10 protein-coding genes and 3 pseudogenes are annotated in these 14,786 nt (G+C 63.8%); 8 read left to right on the top strand and 5 right to left on the bottom strand.

Features of this window, described 5'->3' with window-relative positions:
- Window positions 1-43 precede the first annotated feature (43 nt).
- The 3 genes and pseudogenes from G7067_RS07465 (at window position 44) to G7067_RS07455 (ending at window position 5,693) form a co-directional block, all read left to right on the top strand.
- Entirely contained in the window at window positions 44-1,732 is a 1,689-nt protein-coding gene (locus G7067_RS07465; RefSeq protein WP_166323181.1) for an L-lactate permease, read from the top strand.
- Window positions 1,711-4,613: pseudogene (locus G7067_RS07460) on the top strand (FAD-binding and (Fe-S)-binding domain-containing protein). Before G7067_RS07465 ends, G7067_RS07460 begins: the two are co-directional and overlap by 22 nt.
- 4 nt (window positions 4,614-4,617) lie before the next feature.
- A pseudogene (locus G7067_RS07455) lies at window positions 4,618-5,693 on the top strand (NADH:flavin oxidoreductase/NADH oxidase).
- A gap of 6 nt (window positions 5,694-5,699) precedes the next feature.
- Here the strand turns inward: G7067_RS07455 and G7067_RS07450 are convergent.
- Window positions 5,700-6,902, bottom strand: a complete 1,203-nt coding sequence (locus G7067_RS07450; RefSeq protein WP_244301005.1) for a Fic family protein — start codon at window positions 6,900-6,902, stop codon at window positions 5,700-5,702.
- Window positions 6,903-7,051: 149 nt separating this feature from the next.
- Here G7067_RS07450 and G7067_RS07445 point away from each other — a divergent pair, with 149 nt between their 5' ends.
- The 4 genes from G7067_RS07445 to G7067_RS14260 are packed head-to-tail and all read left to right on the top strand — an operon-like array spanning window position 7,052 to window position 9,919.
- Window positions 7,052-8,215, top strand: a complete 1,164-nt coding sequence (locus tag G7067_RS07445; protein ID WP_166323179.1) for a winged helix DNA-binding domain-containing protein — start codon at window positions 7,052-7,054, stop codon at window positions 8,213-8,215.
- The gene (locus G7067_RS07440; protein ID WP_244301004.1) at window positions 8,212-8,895 is read left to right on the top strand and encodes a response regulator transcription factor; all 684 of its coding nucleotides are present in this window, start codon (window positions 8,212-8,214) and stop codon (window positions 8,893-8,895) included. The genes G7067_RS07445 and G7067_RS07440 overlap by 4 nt, the downstream gene beginning before the upstream one ends.
- An 8-nt stretch (window positions 8,896-8,903) precedes the next feature.
- Entirely contained in the window at window positions 8,904-9,455 is a 552-nt protein-coding gene (locus tag G7067_RS14265; RefSeq protein ID WP_244301003.1) for a sensor histidine kinase, read from the top strand.
- A complete protein-coding gene (locus G7067_RS14260) occupies window positions 9,452-9,919 on the top strand; it encodes a sensor histidine kinase (protein WP_244301002.1) in 468 nt (155 codons plus the stop codon). Before G7067_RS14265 ends, G7067_RS14260 begins: the two co-directional genes overlap by 4 nt.
- Here G7067_RS14260 and G7067_RS07430 read toward each other — a convergent pair.
- The 4 genes from G7067_RS07430 to G7067_RS07420 are packed head-to-tail and all read right to left on the bottom strand — an operon-like array spanning window position 9,867 to window position 12,833.
- Window positions 9,867-10,715, bottom strand: a complete 849-nt coding sequence (locus G7067_RS07430; RefSeq protein ID WP_166323177.1) for an FAD:protein FMN transferase — start codon at window positions 10,713-10,715, stop codon at window positions 9,867-9,869. The genes G7067_RS14260 and G7067_RS07430 overlap by 53 nt on opposite strands.
- Complete coding sequence (locus tag G7067_RS07425) at window positions 10,712-11,341, bottom strand: FMN-binding protein (protein ID WP_166323175.1); 630 nt, start codon at window positions 11,339-11,341, stop codon at window positions 10,712-10,714. Before G7067_RS07425 ends, G7067_RS07430 begins: the two co-directional genes overlap by 4 nt.
- Window positions 11,342-11,370: 29 nt before the next feature.
- Window positions 11,371-11,694, bottom strand: a complete 324-nt coding sequence (locus G7067_RS14255) for a ferric reductase-like transmembrane domain-containing protein (protein WP_244301001.1) — start codon at window positions 11,692-11,694, stop codon at window positions 11,371-11,373.
- Entirely contained in the window at window positions 11,670-12,833 is a 1,164-nt protein-coding gene (locus tag G7067_RS07420; RefSeq protein WP_244301000.1) for a ferric reductase-like transmembrane domain-containing protein, read from the bottom strand. The genes G7067_RS14255 and G7067_RS07420 overlap by 25 nt, the downstream gene beginning before the upstream one ends.
- A gap of 179 nt (window positions 12,834-13,012) precedes the next feature.
- On the opposite strand from G7067_RS07420, the pseudogene G7067_RS07415 reads away from it, so the two are divergent.
- Window positions 13,013-14,742, top strand: a pseudogene (locus G7067_RS07415) (cation:proton antiporter).
- Window positions 14,743-14,786 lie beyond the last annotated feature (44 nt).

The following is a 14,786-nucleotide window of genomic DNA, read 5'->3' as shown; positions in this document are numbered from 1 at the left end:
ACGTTGCGCTCTCAGCGAATACTCAGAGAAGAGTCAGGAGATCATGTTTACCCAACCGCTCGCTCCAATTTTTGGTTCCATCGGGTGGTCGGCATTGTTTGCCGCCCTTCCCCTGATTGTGATGTTTGTCCTCCTCGGTGTCTTCCGTGTGAAAGCCGCATATGCGGCACTCGCGGGTCTCGCGCTTTCGATCGTGCTGGCTGTCGTCGGCTGGCAGATGCCCATCGGCCAGGCGCTCAGCGGCACCGCAGAAGGCATTCTCTACGGAATGTTCCCGATCCTCTGGATCTTGATCAACGCGCTCTGGATCTATCGTCTGACGCTCGAAACCGGCTGGTTTGAGGCACTAGGAACCACCATCCGCTCGATTTCCAACGACCTCCGCGTCCTCTCCATCATCATCGCGTTTTCGTTTGGCGCGCTGCTCGAGTCCCTCGCCGGTTTCGGAGCCCCCGTCGCGATCTCAGCAGCGATGCTCATCGCAGCGGGCATGAAACCCCTCAAAGCCGCGCTCGTCTCCCTCCTCGCCAACACCGCCCCGGTCGCGTTCGGGGCGATGGGCGCGCCGATCATCGCGCTCGCGGGCGTCACGGGCCTGCCGGTACAGAGCCTCGCAGCAATGGCCGGCCATCAGACACCGTTCATCGCCTTCCTGGTTCCGCTGATTCTGGTGTTCGTCGTTGATGGCCGTCGCGGCCTGCGCCAGACCTGGCCCATCGCGCTCGTCGCGGGTGTGGTGTTCGGTGCGTCGCAGTTTGTCACCGCCAACTACTTCGCTGTTGAGCTCACCGACGTCGTCGCGGCCATCGCCACCGTCATCGCGGTTCTCGTGATGCTGCGGTTCTGGCAGCCAAGCGAGATTGTGTCGTTCAATGAAAGCGACACGAGCGAAGAAGGCGCGGCATTGGCACACGACACCACGGCCTCCGCGCTCGCCGGCGCAGCCGGCACCAAGACTGCCACCCGTGCCCTGCCGACCTCCGCGGTGGCCCGTACCTGGGGCGCGATCGCCCCCTACCTTGCAATCATCACCATCTTTGCGATCGCACAGATTCCCGCGATCAAGACCTGGCTCGGCGAAGTGGGTACCGTGTCGTTCCAGTGGCCAGGCCTCGACATCACGAATGCAGACGGTGAGCCGATCCCGGCCCAACTCTTCAAGCTTGACCATCTGAAAGCAACCGGCACCCTCCTGCTGTTCGCAGGAATCGTCACCATGGTGCTGCACAAGATCAACATCAAGACGGCGCTGCGCGTCTACGGTGAGACCCTGCGCGAACTCCGTTGGACGATCCTCACCGTTGCCGCCGTGCTCGGTCTCGCATTCGTCATGAACCTCTCCGGCCAGACGGCCAGCCTCGGGTACGCACTCGCGGCAACCGGCGGATTCTTTGTGCTGCTCTCCCCCGTCATCGGCTGGGTGGGCGTGGCCATCACCGGTTCAGACACCTCCTCCAACTCGCTGTTTGGCCTGCTGCAGGTCACCGCCGCGAACCAGGTCGGGCTGAACCCGATCCTGATGGCAGCCGCCAACTCCTCCGCGGGCGTGCTCGGCAAGATGCTGTCACTGCAGAACCTCGCGGTCGCGGCCGCAGCGGTCAACCTGCACGGATCAGAAAGCACCCTGTTCAGGAAGCTCCTCGGGTGGAGCCTCGCGCTCCTTGCTTTCATCACTCTGCTCATATTCCTGCAATCAACCCCCGTACTCGGATGGATGGTGCCACAACCGTGAACACGTTGACGAGCGATCGCCACGCCGCACTTCAGGCAGCTCTGCCTGATCCCGCGCAGATCCTCACCCGCCCGATCGATCTGCACGCCCGCGCGCACGACGCCTCGCACTTTCTGCTCGTGCCGCAGGCCGTCGCCGTCGCAAAAAACGCGGACGACGTGGCCGCTCTGCTCCGCCACAGCGCAGAGCAGGGTGTGCCACTGACGCTCCGTTCTGGCGGAACGAGCCTCAGCGGGCAGGCGCTGAGCGATGGCATCCTCGTCGACGTGCGCAAGAACTTTCGCGGCATCGAGGTGCTCGACGAAGGAAAGCGCGTGCGCGTGCAACCGGGGGTCACGGTGCGCGCGCTCAACGCCCGGCTCGCCCGCTACGGGCGCAAGTTCGGGCCGGATCCCGCGAGTGAGGCCGCCTGCACCATCGGTGGCGTCGTCGCCAACAACTCGAGCGGCATGGCCTGCGGTACCGTCGACAACGCCTACCAAACGCTCGAATCGCTGACGATCGTGCTGCCCAGCGGCACCGTGATCGACACGGGAGCGCCAGACGCCGAAGAAGCGCTTCGCGCCCGCGAGCCGGAACTGTTCCGCGGCCTCCACGAGCTCGCACAGCGGGTCCAGGGCAACGCCGATTCACGATCCCGCATCAGTCACCAGTTCTCGATGAAGAACACGATGGGCTACGGCCTGAACTCGCTGCTCGATTTTGATCGCGCCGTCGACATGCTCGCGCACCTCATCGTCGGCAGCGAGGGCACCCTCGGGTTTGTTGCCGAGGCCGTGTTCCGCACAGTGCCTCGGGCACCGCTCGCGACCTCGGCGCTGCTGATGTTTGACAACATGGAAGCCGCAAACAACGCGCTCCCCGATCTCGTCGCAAGCCAGGCCGCGACGGTTGAACTACTCGACTCGGTGTCGCTGCGGGTGGGGCAGCAACTACCGAACGCGCCGACGTCTATTCAAGACATCACCGTCGCCGCGCACGCCGCGCTCCTCGTCGAGTACCACGGCCACACCGACGCGGAACTCGCCGAGCTGCAGGCCGGCGGCGATCGGCTCACCGCTCAGCTGAAACTCGCGCAACCCGCCGAGTTCAGCACCGACTCCCGCACTCGCGCGTCACTCTGGCAACTGCGCAAGGGACTCTACACCGCGGTCGCCGGAGCCCGCCCGCAGGGCACCACGGCGCTGCTCGAAGACGTGGTTGTTCCCGTCGCGGCGCTTGCCCGCACCTGCAACTCGCTGAACAGTCTGTTCGAACGGTACGCCTACGAGAACAGCGTCATCTTTGGTCACGCGAAAGACGGCAACGTCCACTTCATGTTGACCGACCAGTTCGAGACGCCCGATTCGCTCGATCGCTACCGGGTGTTCACTGAAGACCTGGTCGACCTGATCCTGGGCGAGGGCGGATCCCTGAAAGCCGAGCACGGCACCGGTCGCGTGATGGCCCCCTTCGTGAAGCGGCAGTACGGCGATGAACTCTACGATGTGATGCGCCGGATCAAGCAGCTGTGCGATCCGCACGGGCTCCTCAACCCGGGCGTCATTTTGAACGAGGATCCCGACGCTCATCTGCGTGATATCAAGGTGCCGATGCCCGTGCACGACGAGGTCGACCGCTGTGTGGAATGCGGCTACTGCGAACCCGTATGCCCCAGTAAGGATCTGACATTGACACCGCGGCAACGTATCGTCACCCTGCGCGCCATCGAACAGGCTCGACGTGACGGCGAAGAACAGCTCGCGGCCGCCCTCGAACGGGACTACGGCTACGACGCGGTCGAGACCTGCGCCGTCGACGGCATGTGTCAGACGGCGTGCCCTGTGCAGATCAACACCGGCAAACTCGTGAAGGTGAAACGATCCGACCGCGCAAACGGCATCGAACGCGGCGTCTGGGGAGGCGCGGCCAAGAATTGGAAGGCCGTCACCTCCATTGCCGGCACCGCGCTCAGCACCGTCAGCCACGTCCCGCCAGCGGTCATCGCGCCCCCCAACAAGCTCGCCCGCGCGGTACTCGGCAAGGATCGCGTACCGCTCTACTCGCCGGAGCTACCTGGCGGGGGCAGCAAGCGCGCCCGCGACCACAAGCCGCTGGCACCCGGCACCAGCTACGCCGCGGTGTACATGCCGGCCTGCGTCAGCACCATGTTCGGTCCCCGAAACGTTGATGGCAGACCAGCATCCCCGGCACCCAGATCAGCTTCGAGGCGCTGTGCGAGGCCGCGGGAGTGGCGCTGCTCGTGCCCGACAACATCGACTCACTGTGCTGCGGCACCCCGTGGACGTCCAAGGGAATGGTGGATGGCGCCCGCACCATGCGCGAACGCACGGTCGCGTCGCTGCGGCGCGCCAGCAACGACGGCGAACTCGCCATCGTGTGCGATGCATCGTCGTGCACCGAGGGTCTGATCCTCGCGGTCGAAGAACACAACAAGACCGCAGCGCAGCCGTTGCGTGTTATCGACGCCGTCGAGTTTGTTGCGGAACGGGTACTGCCCGCGCTCCCCAAGCTCCCCGCAGACGTGAAACTTGAGCGGATCGTGCTGCACCCGACGTGCTCGTCCACGCAGCTTGGGATCAACGACCATCTCGTTGCAGTTGCTCAGGCCGCCGCCCACGACGTGGTGGTCCCCGAGAACTGGGGGTGCTGCGCCTTCGCGGGTGACCGCGGCATGTTGCACCCCGAGCTCACCGCCTCGGCCACCGCCGCCGAGGCAGCAGAGGTCCGAGAGCTCAACGACGCGTGCGGCGGCAACGACGTCCACGGTTCCTGCAATCGCACCTGCGAGCTCGGCATGACCCGCGCCACCGGTGAAAACTACCAGCACGTCATCGAGATCCTGCACGGCCTGCGGAGCACAGCCGGAGACCTACACTAGAACCATGGCCGATCCGATCCTGTTCCAGCCCATCACCCTCCGCAATCTCGAGATCCGCAACCGCCTGTGGGTGGCCCCGATGTGCCAGTATTCCGCGGTCGACGGCGTCATCGGTGATTGGCATCTGCAGCATCTCGGCGGGCTCGCACGCGGCGGCGCTGGCCTCGTCACGATGGAGGCGACCGGGGTGGTCCCGGAGGGCCGGATCACCCCGGATGCCCCGGGATCTGGAGTGAGGATCAGATGCCCGGCCTGCGCAGGGTTGTCGATCTCGTGCACTCGCACGGCGCGAAAATCGGGATCCAGCTCGCGCACGCTGGCCGCAAGGGGTCGACGTACCCGCAGTTCCCAGGGCTTCCCGTGGGGTCGGTGCCCGCCACCGAGGGCGGCTGGCAAACGGTCGCTCCCTCGACTCTCGCCTTCGGCAGCTACGCGGCACCCCGGGCGCTGGAAGCAAGTGAGCTCCCCGGTCTCGTGCGGGCCTTCGCCGACGGGGCCGGCCGTGCCGTGCGCGCCGGGTTCGATCTTGTTGAAGTGCACGCAGCGCACGGCTATCTGTTGCATGAGTTTCTGTCACCGCTGTCGAACACGCGCAGCGACGAATACGGAGGTGACCTCGGTGGCCGTGCACGTCTCCTCCTCGAAGTTGTGGCGGCGATTCGCGCTCAGCATACTGATCTCCCGATATCCGTCAGGATCTCGGCGACGGACTGGGTGGAGGGTGGCTTCACGGTCGACGAAGCGACGGAACTATCCGGGATGCTCGCGGCCGCCGGCGCCGATTTTGTCAGCGTCTCCTCGGCAGCGAACGTGCCGGATGCCCCGATCCCGGTCGGCCCGTCCTACCAGGTGGGGCTCGCCGCAGAGGTGCGTCGTGGCCCGCTTCCCGTCGGCGCGGTCGGACTCATCACCGAGGCCGCGCAGGCAGAGGGGATCCTCGCAACCGGCCAGGCCGACGTGATCCTGCTCGCCCGTCCACTGCTCACCAACCCACACCTGCCGATCAGCTGGGCGCACGAGCTGCGCGCTCCTTCCGCGGCGTCGATCGTCCCGCCGCAGTACGCTCGGGCGAGGTCTTAGAGGTCCTTACCGCCACTCACTCCCCCGCTTCCCAGCCCGCTCAGCAAAGCGATCGATTGCCTCAAGCACAGCTGGTGCGCGCCACACCGCAGGTCCCCGGTACTCTGCCTTGAAAGCAAGCACTCCGACTTCTTGAAGCCCCTGCAGATAGCGGTACACGTTGCTCGGGGCAATGCCGAGGTCCCGCGCCGCGATCTCGGCAGTAAACACGGGCCGCTCAAGCGCGAACCGCAGCAATCGCTCCTTTGCGCTGCCTGTGCGCGGTGCCGCAAGTTCACGCCAGTCTTGCGAAATCTGGTCAAGCTCCGCCATGAGCTGTCGCCCGTTTGGCACGGCTCTCAGCGATGCGGCGGCGAACTTCTCAACAATCGGGGAGGGATCCCCGTCACGATAGGCAGTGAGTGCGTCGTGGTAACCCCTGACGTCTGTGAGCAATCCCGCTGATACCGGCACTGCGACACTTCTGGTGACCTGGCTTCGCCGCAACATCGCTTGAGCGAGTGCTCTTCCTGTACGTCCATTTCCGTCGCTGAACGGGTGAATGGTCTCAAACTGGGCATGAGCAACGGCGACGTGCACGAGAGCGGGCATATCATCGCGCTCGCAGAAAGCTGCAAGGTCACTCATGAGTTCGGGCACACGCGATGCTGCCGGGGCAACATAGCTTGCACCGATCGGGCTATAGGCCCTGCTCCCAATCCATACAGACTGTGCACGGAAGTCACCGGGGGTATGCCGATCCTGTCCTTCCATGAGCACTCGGTGCATTTCACGCATCGATTCGGAGCTCAGCTCATCGCTGAGTTCGAGCGCTGCCAGCATCGCACGGGTATTTGCAGCAACTTCAGATGCGTTTCTCGCAACACGCCCACCAAGCTCGGCCGTGAAAATCTGGCGGGCGGAGGCCGTCAGGTTCTCGATCTGCGATGAAGACGTGGCTTCTGATCGCAGCAGGATCGGGCCGAACGCGGCAAGCCGAAGACCCACCTCGGTATCGAAGCGGGCAAGCTCGAGTTCCGCCTCACGGGCGAGGAGTTCTACCTCTCGATCAACCTCTGGAACGAGATCGACAATCATCGAAGGCACTGCCGTATGGTACTTCGCACCCCTCATCGATAGCCGCGTCGCAGCGGGCCCCATCGAAGCTATCTGCCCGCCGTCCCAGATCTGCTCTTCATAGTCGAGCTTGGGCCAGGGTTTCGTCATCATTCACCCCAGAGTCGATGATTTGATAATCGAAGACCATTCTATTATCAAAAAGCACTATTTTTGATAATTAAAGCGATGTTCGTTATCAAGACCACTTCAATGAGAAAGGATCTTCCATCAACGTCGGTGGCCCGGAATACACTGAGCGCATGAACACGACAATCACTCAAGCGGAGCTGCTGCGACTGCGAATGCGGGCGCAGGGACTTGCGGGAACCGGGGCCGCTGACGCCCCTGCAGGATCGGACACAGCATCCGGCCCCGCACGGATCGCCGCTACCGCCTCCCGAATGCTCGCCCTGCAGGGGCAAGACTGGCGCTCATCACGCTGGGCCTTGGGCGTGCGAACCCCCGGAACCACCGTCGCTGACGTTTCCGCAGCTTTCAACACCGGCCGCATCGTGAGGTCATGGCCGATGCGCGGCACGATCCACGTGCTCGCGGCCGAAGACATCGGGTGGATGCAAGCGGCTACCAACCGTCGTGTGCTCGCGGGCGCAGCGAAACGCCGCGCGCAACTAGAACTGAGTGATGCGACGCTTGAACGGCTCGTCGAGGTCGCAGTCGCTGCGCTCAGCGGTGGGCAGTCACTCAGCCGCGACGAGCTCGCCGGCACATGGGAAGAGGCAGGCATCGAGGTCCAGGGACCGTGGCGGTACCACACGATCTGGTGGATGTGCCAGAACAACATCACAGTGCTGGGTCCCGTGCAAGATGAGGCTGAGCCTCGGCTCGTGCTGGCTGAAGAGTGGATCACCACACCCCGTCAACTTGAGGGAGGCGCGGCGCTCTGCGAGATCGCCACGCGCTACGCCCAGGCGCGCGGCGCGGTCACCGCGAAAGATCTCGCCTGGTGGTCTGGGCTGACAATGAAAGATGCCAGGCAGGGGCTCAGGCTCGCAAGCGAGACCGGGTCACTCGTAGAGCTCGAATCAGATGCAGCGGACGGAGCCCTGTGGGCCGATCCCGAGCAGCTTGCGGCGAGCGCAAACGAGAGTTCCGCCACCGCGTGGCTAATGCTTCCCTCCTTTGACGAACATTTGCTCGGCTATAGGGGCCGCGAAGCGCAGCTTACCCCAGAGCATTTTGAGCGCATTGTGCCCGGCCGAAACGGCATGTTTCTTGCCACGATTGTGCATGAGGGGCGGGTCGTCGGCACCTGGAAACGCGCTCCGGGCAAACACAGCAAGATCCTTGTCACGCCGTTCCCAGACGCAGAAATTGATCTCACCGCGCTCGAACCCGAGGCAGCGAGGTGGTCACAGTTTCACGGATTCGATGCCGCTACGCTCGAGATGGGAGGATCCACGTGAGCGCAAACAATCTCGGAGCACCACTGCCCCGGCTGCTCTATGCCGAAGACGATCAGCGGCTCGCCGAAATGACCATCGAAGTGCTGAGCGAGTTCTACGAGGTGGATCATCACGCTGACGGCGCTTCAGCACTGAAGCAGGCCCTCAGCAAAGGGTTTGATGTGATGGTGTTTGACCGGCGCATGCCAAGTATGGACGGGGTGTCGCTGCTGCAAGCGATTCGCACCGCGAGGATCACGACCCCGGTGCTGTTGCTGACGGCGCTCGACGCTGTTGACGATCGTGTGGCCGGGCTTGATGCTGGAGCAAACGATTACCTGGTGAAGCCGTTCGCGTATGAGGAACTCTTGGCTCGCCTGCGTACCCTGCGCCGCGGCTACGAGGCGATTGGCAAGCGTCGGCCCATCGGCGAGTGGACGCTTATGCCCGAGACGCAGGCACTCTATTCCCCCACCGAGCTTCGTTATGCCCTGACCGAAACCGAGACTGCGCTGCTCGAGGCGCTTGCCGCAAGCCCGGAACGCATCTTTTCGCGCGAAGAGCTCCTCGAATCCGTGTTTACTGATGCTTCCGGCGTGAGTTCCGTCGACACGTACGTGCACTATCTCAGGCGAAAGACCGTTCCTGAAATCGTGGAAACGGTGCGGGGGCGCGGCTACCGATTGGGGGCTCCTGAATGAGTGTGGATGTGGATCGCAAACGAGTGAACACCTCTGCCCGCATCATCGGCTTGTGGGTCGGGATCAGTTCGGCTGTCGTCATCGCTGCGGGAGTGGGCGCGCTTGTCGCAATTATTCTGAGCCATTCTCGTGGTGACTCAGACTCGCACGACGACCACGATGACCACCGCTTCGACCGGGTCGTCGTTGACGTTGACGACGTCGTGTCTTGGATCCTGGTCTTCGGTATCGTCGCGGTTGTCTCCCTCAGCCTGATTGCCTGGGCGACAGCGAGGCGAGCAGTTCGACCGCTTGCAGAAGCTCTGAGCGCACAGCGCGCATTCGTCGCAGACGCGAGCCACGAACTCCGCACCCCGCTCACCGCGCTTGACAGCCGCGTACAAATTCTCGAACGTCGCCTCGCCCGCGGTGAACCCATAAGCGACGTGGTCTCAGAGCTCAGACGCGATTCAGATGGGATGGCCGAGATCCTCGCAGACCTGCTCCTTGAAGCGCAGCTTGGTGCCCAACATGCCGCGATGCCGCCGACGGATCTGCGTGCCCCCTCGAAGAAACCGTGACAAGACTCGCCCCGCTCGCTGCGGCACGGCACGTCGAACTTCGCCTGACCTATTACGCGGACAACGCCCCCATCTCCGTCCAGGTCAGCCATGTTGCGCTCTCGAGACTTTTTCTCGCGGTCCTCGACAACGCGATCGAGCACACCGGTGATGCCACCACCGTGGCAATAGATGTGCTCGTTCATCCGCAACACGTCGAGGCCCGGGTCGTTGACAGCGGGCCGGGGATCGCCGCGGCAGACATCGAACGCATCTTTGAACGCTTCGCGCGCGGCCCCGAGACGGGACGGCGGCGTGGCTACGGGCTTGGGCTCTTCCTTGCACGCAACATCGCTGAACGCGGTGGCGGCAGCCTCAGCGTTGAGCGAACCTCGGCGGCCGGTTCCGTGTTCCTCCTGCAACTCCCCCGCGTCACGCAGCCGGCCACGTCATCCGATAGGAATCCGTTTCAGCCCCGGCAGTGAGATCCGCGGCCTGAGTGAGCTCGACACCGTGCGCCCAGCGGCGAAATGAACCATCATCGCCCACGATCAGACCATTCGTCTGCCCCGCCGCTTGCAGCCAGCTGAGATCCTGCATACCGGCCACAACCGCGGCCGTCGCCCATACATCCGCATCAGCCAAGGATCTCGCGACAACTGTGGCGCTCGCAACGCCCCTCGCAGAGCCTCCGGTGCGCGGATCCACGATGTGAGTTCCGCGTTCGGCAGGCCCTGACGTTGCGATAGCGCCATTGCGTATCTCTAGGGTGGACACAAGGTGGCCTGCGCGGCGCGGATCCGCGATCCCGATCCGCCATTCCCACGACGCGTCAGCAGCAGTGGAAAGCTGCATGTCCCCTCCGGCATTTAGGGCAACCGCGATCGCCTTCCCGGTTTCCAGCAGCGGCAGTAAACACAGGCGTTGCGCCTGCTCCACCGCCCACCCCTTGACATAGCCGGTCGGATCAAACGTTCCCCGCCAGTTCGCGCTAAATCGGCCCCGCGTCTGCACCTCGGCCCGCGCGCACGCGTCGACAACCTCGGCCATACGGGGGTCGGCCGAGACGATGTCGAGTTCGCCGCGTTGAATCCTGCAGACGTCTGAATCGGCTCGATAAGGACTAAACACCCGGTCAACATCGCGCAACTGTGCGAAACAGTCAGATATCGCCGCCGAAACATCCGGGTCGGCCTGATCCGCGCCGATCACTTGCACGCTCACCATCGTGCCCATAATCTCGGCGGTGGCGGCCGCCTTTCTCTGCGCCTCGTGTGTCATTTGCGGGCCTGATCGATGGCGCTCTGCAGGGAGTTTTGATAGCCCGTGGACGTGTACGTCGCCCCCGACACCATGTCGACATTGGCGGATTGCGCCTGCAGCGTCGCGTCGACAAGCTGCGGGATGGCTCGTGAGTTGATGCGCTGATCTTTCGCGCTCGACGACGGATACTGCGGCACGGACACCTGCGTAATCTTGCCGCTCGCGACCGTGACGACAACCTGCACATTGCCATACTTCGTCGAGACCGCAGAGCCGGTGAACCTCCCATCGGTGAGGGTCCCGCCGGTCGCCGTGCTCCCCGTGCTCCCCGTGCTGCCCGTGCCCCCTGTGTTTCCCGTGCTGCCCGTGCTCCCCGCGCGAGACGTGCTCCGAGAAGAGTCACCATCATGATCGTCGTCATGATCGTCGTCATGATCGTCGTCATCATCGTCATCGTGATCGTCGTCTCGACGCGGCGGCTGCGCAGCCGCTTGATCTGGCACGAGCGCTGCCTGATCGGTCATATCTGTCTGGATCGTCGGCGACACCGCGGCAGGATCAGCGACCCCGAGCGACGTGCGGTAACTCATCACCAGCACCAGCAAGCCCAGCGTCGCAAACACCGCTGTCAGTATCCGTTTCATTGTCTTCCTCCCGGTTCGTACACGTCTGATCACACCGTGAACAGTTCTGAATGAATGTCTTTCGCAGGCACTCCGAGCCGACGAAGGTCACGGATCACACTTCGCATCCATGCCTCAGGGCCACACACAAACACGTCGCTCGCGCCGCCTCCAGGCATGAAATAGCGCAACAGCTCGGCGCCATCCCAGCCGGCCGCAGCCGACGAAATCCAGCTGCTTCCTCCCTGCGCCCTCGGACCATCAAGCACGTAGTGCTGCAGGCCCCGCTGAGAGCAGAGCCGCGCGATCTCGTCGCCTCGGATACGCCCAGCCGGGTCGTGATCCCGAGTCACCAGCACGGCTTCACCCGGCAACCAGTCGCCTGCCTCAAGGAGCGACACCAGCGGCGCGACGCCCGCGCCGGCACCCAGCATGAGGACGCGCGGATGACGACGCTGATCATTGGTAAACAGACCGAAGGGACCCTCCACCATGACGCGAGTCCCCGGTCGAATGCTGGCAAGGCGGCGGGTGCCGTCACCGACGATGCGAGCCGACAACTCCATCTCTGTGTCCGTGGGAGCCGCCGCAAGCGAGAACGGGTGGCCCCTGCTCCAGCCAGCCCCGTTGAGAAAGCGCCACACGAAAAACTGCCCTGCCTTGGGCGCGAGCTTTCTGACCCCCGCCCCTGCACGCGAACGGCGACCGCGGAATTGCCATCAGGCCGCACCTGCACCACGCGGAGCCCCGCCCGCGCGCCACGCCACAGCGGGCGAAGTACCCGGAAGAACACCACGGAAATGACGGTGACGATCCACAAGCCCCACCAGTAGACGGTTGCCGCGGGCGAATCCAGGAAATCAGCCCCGGTCCAAAGCATGTGCGGCACAGCCATGCCGACACCGAGATAGGCGTAGAGGTGCAGCAGATGCCATGATTCGTAGCGCACGCGCCGCCTGGATCGGCGCGCCGAACTCACTGCAACCCCGAGCACGAGCAGCGAGCCGATCACCGCGATCAACATTCCCGGATAGTTCCACAGCAGGTCGGAGGCCTGAGCGAAGAGCCCGACCCCATCTTGGATGGCGTAGCCCAGCCAGATGAGCACTGCGTGCACGACGAGCAGCACGACAGACCAGATTCCGACGATGCGATGGAAACGAGTGATCGTATCGCGCCCGAATCCTTTTTCAAAGAGCGGGATCCGTGCCATCAACAGCACCTGATAGAGCAGTAGGTTCGCTGATACGAGCCCCGCCAGCCGACTCACGCTGTTCAGGGTCTCTGCATCGAAGCCGAGCACGCTCTGAATGCCCTGCCCGGATACCCAGAGTGCCACCGCCACGATACTGGTGCCCCAAATCACGGCGCGGGCGCAGCCGTTCCACACCGCGGTGCGGCGGCGGGCGCGGGACGCATCGTGCACGGAAAACGCACCCGGCGAGCCTGGGCCCCCTGGAGTTGCAGGAACACCGGCCGCCGTTTCCACGAAATTGCTCTGCAAGGTTGTCATGTGACCATGCTCTGAAGCGGATTCTAAGCACCGTCTAAGAAACCGATTCCACCTGCCTCTTCACAGACTATTTGCAGTTTTTGGCCCACTTGTCCATCGCCTCGCAGTAGCAAGGCTTTCCTGCAATTCCCTGGCAACTGCCGCGCGGGTCCCCCTCGCTCGGGCTCTAAACTTGAAAAATGGAACTTGGACTCATCGCCGTCGCAGGTGTCGTGTTACTCGTCAGCGTGTCCATTCTGGGAGGCCGTATCGGCGTCGCGGCCCCGCTCCTGCTGGTTGTGGTGGGGATCGGCGCCGGGTATGTGCCGTTTATGCCTCTGATCGAGCTTGACCCCGAGGTTGTGTTGCTCGGGATCCTGCCGCCGCTGCTCTACGCAGCCGCAGTCAACGTGCCCCTGATCGATTTCAGGCGCAATATTCGCCCCGTCGTCGGTCTGTCAGTGCTGCTCGTGATTCTCTCGGCCGTGGGCATCGGGGGATCATTCACCTGGTGATCCCGGTGATCCCGTTTCCGGTCGCGGTGGCTCTGGGCGCGGTGGTCAGCCCTACCGATGCCGTCGCAGCAACCTCCATCGGTAAGCGGCTCGGCATGCCCGATCGGGTGGTGTCGATCCTTGAGGGCGAAAGCCTCGTCAATGACGCCACTTCGCTGGTGCTCCTCAAAACCGCGGTCGCCGCGGTCGCCGGAAGCTTCGTCTTCTGGGATGCTGCGGGTTCGTTCGCATATTCGGTCGCCGCCGCCATTGGCATCGGGCTTGTCATGGGTCTCGTGACCGTGTGGGTCAGGTCCAAACTGCAAAACCCCGTGTACGACACGATGATCTCCTTTGTGGTGCCGTTCGTCGCGTTTATCCCGGCTGAAGCCCTCAACGCTTCGGGGGTGCTCGCCGTGGTGGTCACGGGGCTGTACACGGGCCACCACGCATCTCGCAGGTTCAGCGCAACCGCGCGCATGAACGAGCGTCTCAACTGGCGGACCGTGCAGTTCGCGCTCGAAAATGGCGTGTTTCTGGTTATGGGCCTGCAGCTCCACGCGCTCGTTGAACAGGTGGGCGAGAGCTCGCTGAAACTCGAACATGTGGCGCTGATCGCACTCCTTGTGGTCGCGATCCTGATCCTCTTCCGCGCCATCTTTATGGTGCCGATGATCGCGTCCATGCGCCGCACCTCGCAGGTCTACGAGCAACGCAGCAACGGCATCGCGGCGTTTGCCCAGCGCGTGCGCAACGAAGCAAGCCCGAGCACACGGCGACTGCGCAGGATCGAACTACTAGAGCAGAGGTCGAAAGCGGATCTCGCCCACGAGCGCGAACAGCGCCTCGGCGTGCGCGAGGGCGTTGTGCTTTCCTGGAGCGGCATGCGCGGAGTCGTCACCCTCGCCGCGGCACAATCCATTCCGATTGGGATCCCGTATCGAGCCCAGCTCATACTGGTGGCCTTCGGAGTAGCGGTGGTCACGCTACTCTTTCACGGACTCACACTTCCGTTGGTAATCCGCAAGCTCTGGCCGAAAGGCGCGGGGGCCGGCGCGAGCGCAGGGGAGCTAGCGGCGCTGAGCAAGGACCTCATCGAGGCGGCGAATGAGGCGATTGATGATGCGCACGCGAATGAGCTTGCGAAAGGTAACACCCGGGCTTCAGAGTCAGCGGTGGCGAGGGCTCGCGCAAGCGCGCGAAATGCTCTCGCCCCCATCGCCCTCGCTCTCCACGAAACCGGGGCAATCGTCGAGCCTGCGCAGGAAACCCCCGCGCAAAGCTATCTCCGATACGCGAGACTCGCGCTCGAGGCGCAACGCAACGCACTGCTCGAAGAACGAGCCATTGGGAGCTACAGTTCCGACGCTCTACGGAGCGCGGAGCTCGCCCTCGACGCACACGAGGCGCGGCTCACACCGCCCACTGAGCACTGAGGGTGGTCGAGGCGCGGGGCATCCTGCACAACAATTAATAAAGT

This window comes from Leucobacter insecticola, assembly GCF_011382965.1.
GTDB classification, from domain to species: domain Bacteria; phylum Actinomycetota; class Actinomycetes; order Actinomycetales; family Microbacteriaceae; genus Leucobacter; species Leucobacter insecticola.
The sequence above is the reverse complement of the archived record's forward strand: the minus strand, read 5'-3'. Positions and strand labels throughout refer to the sequence as shown.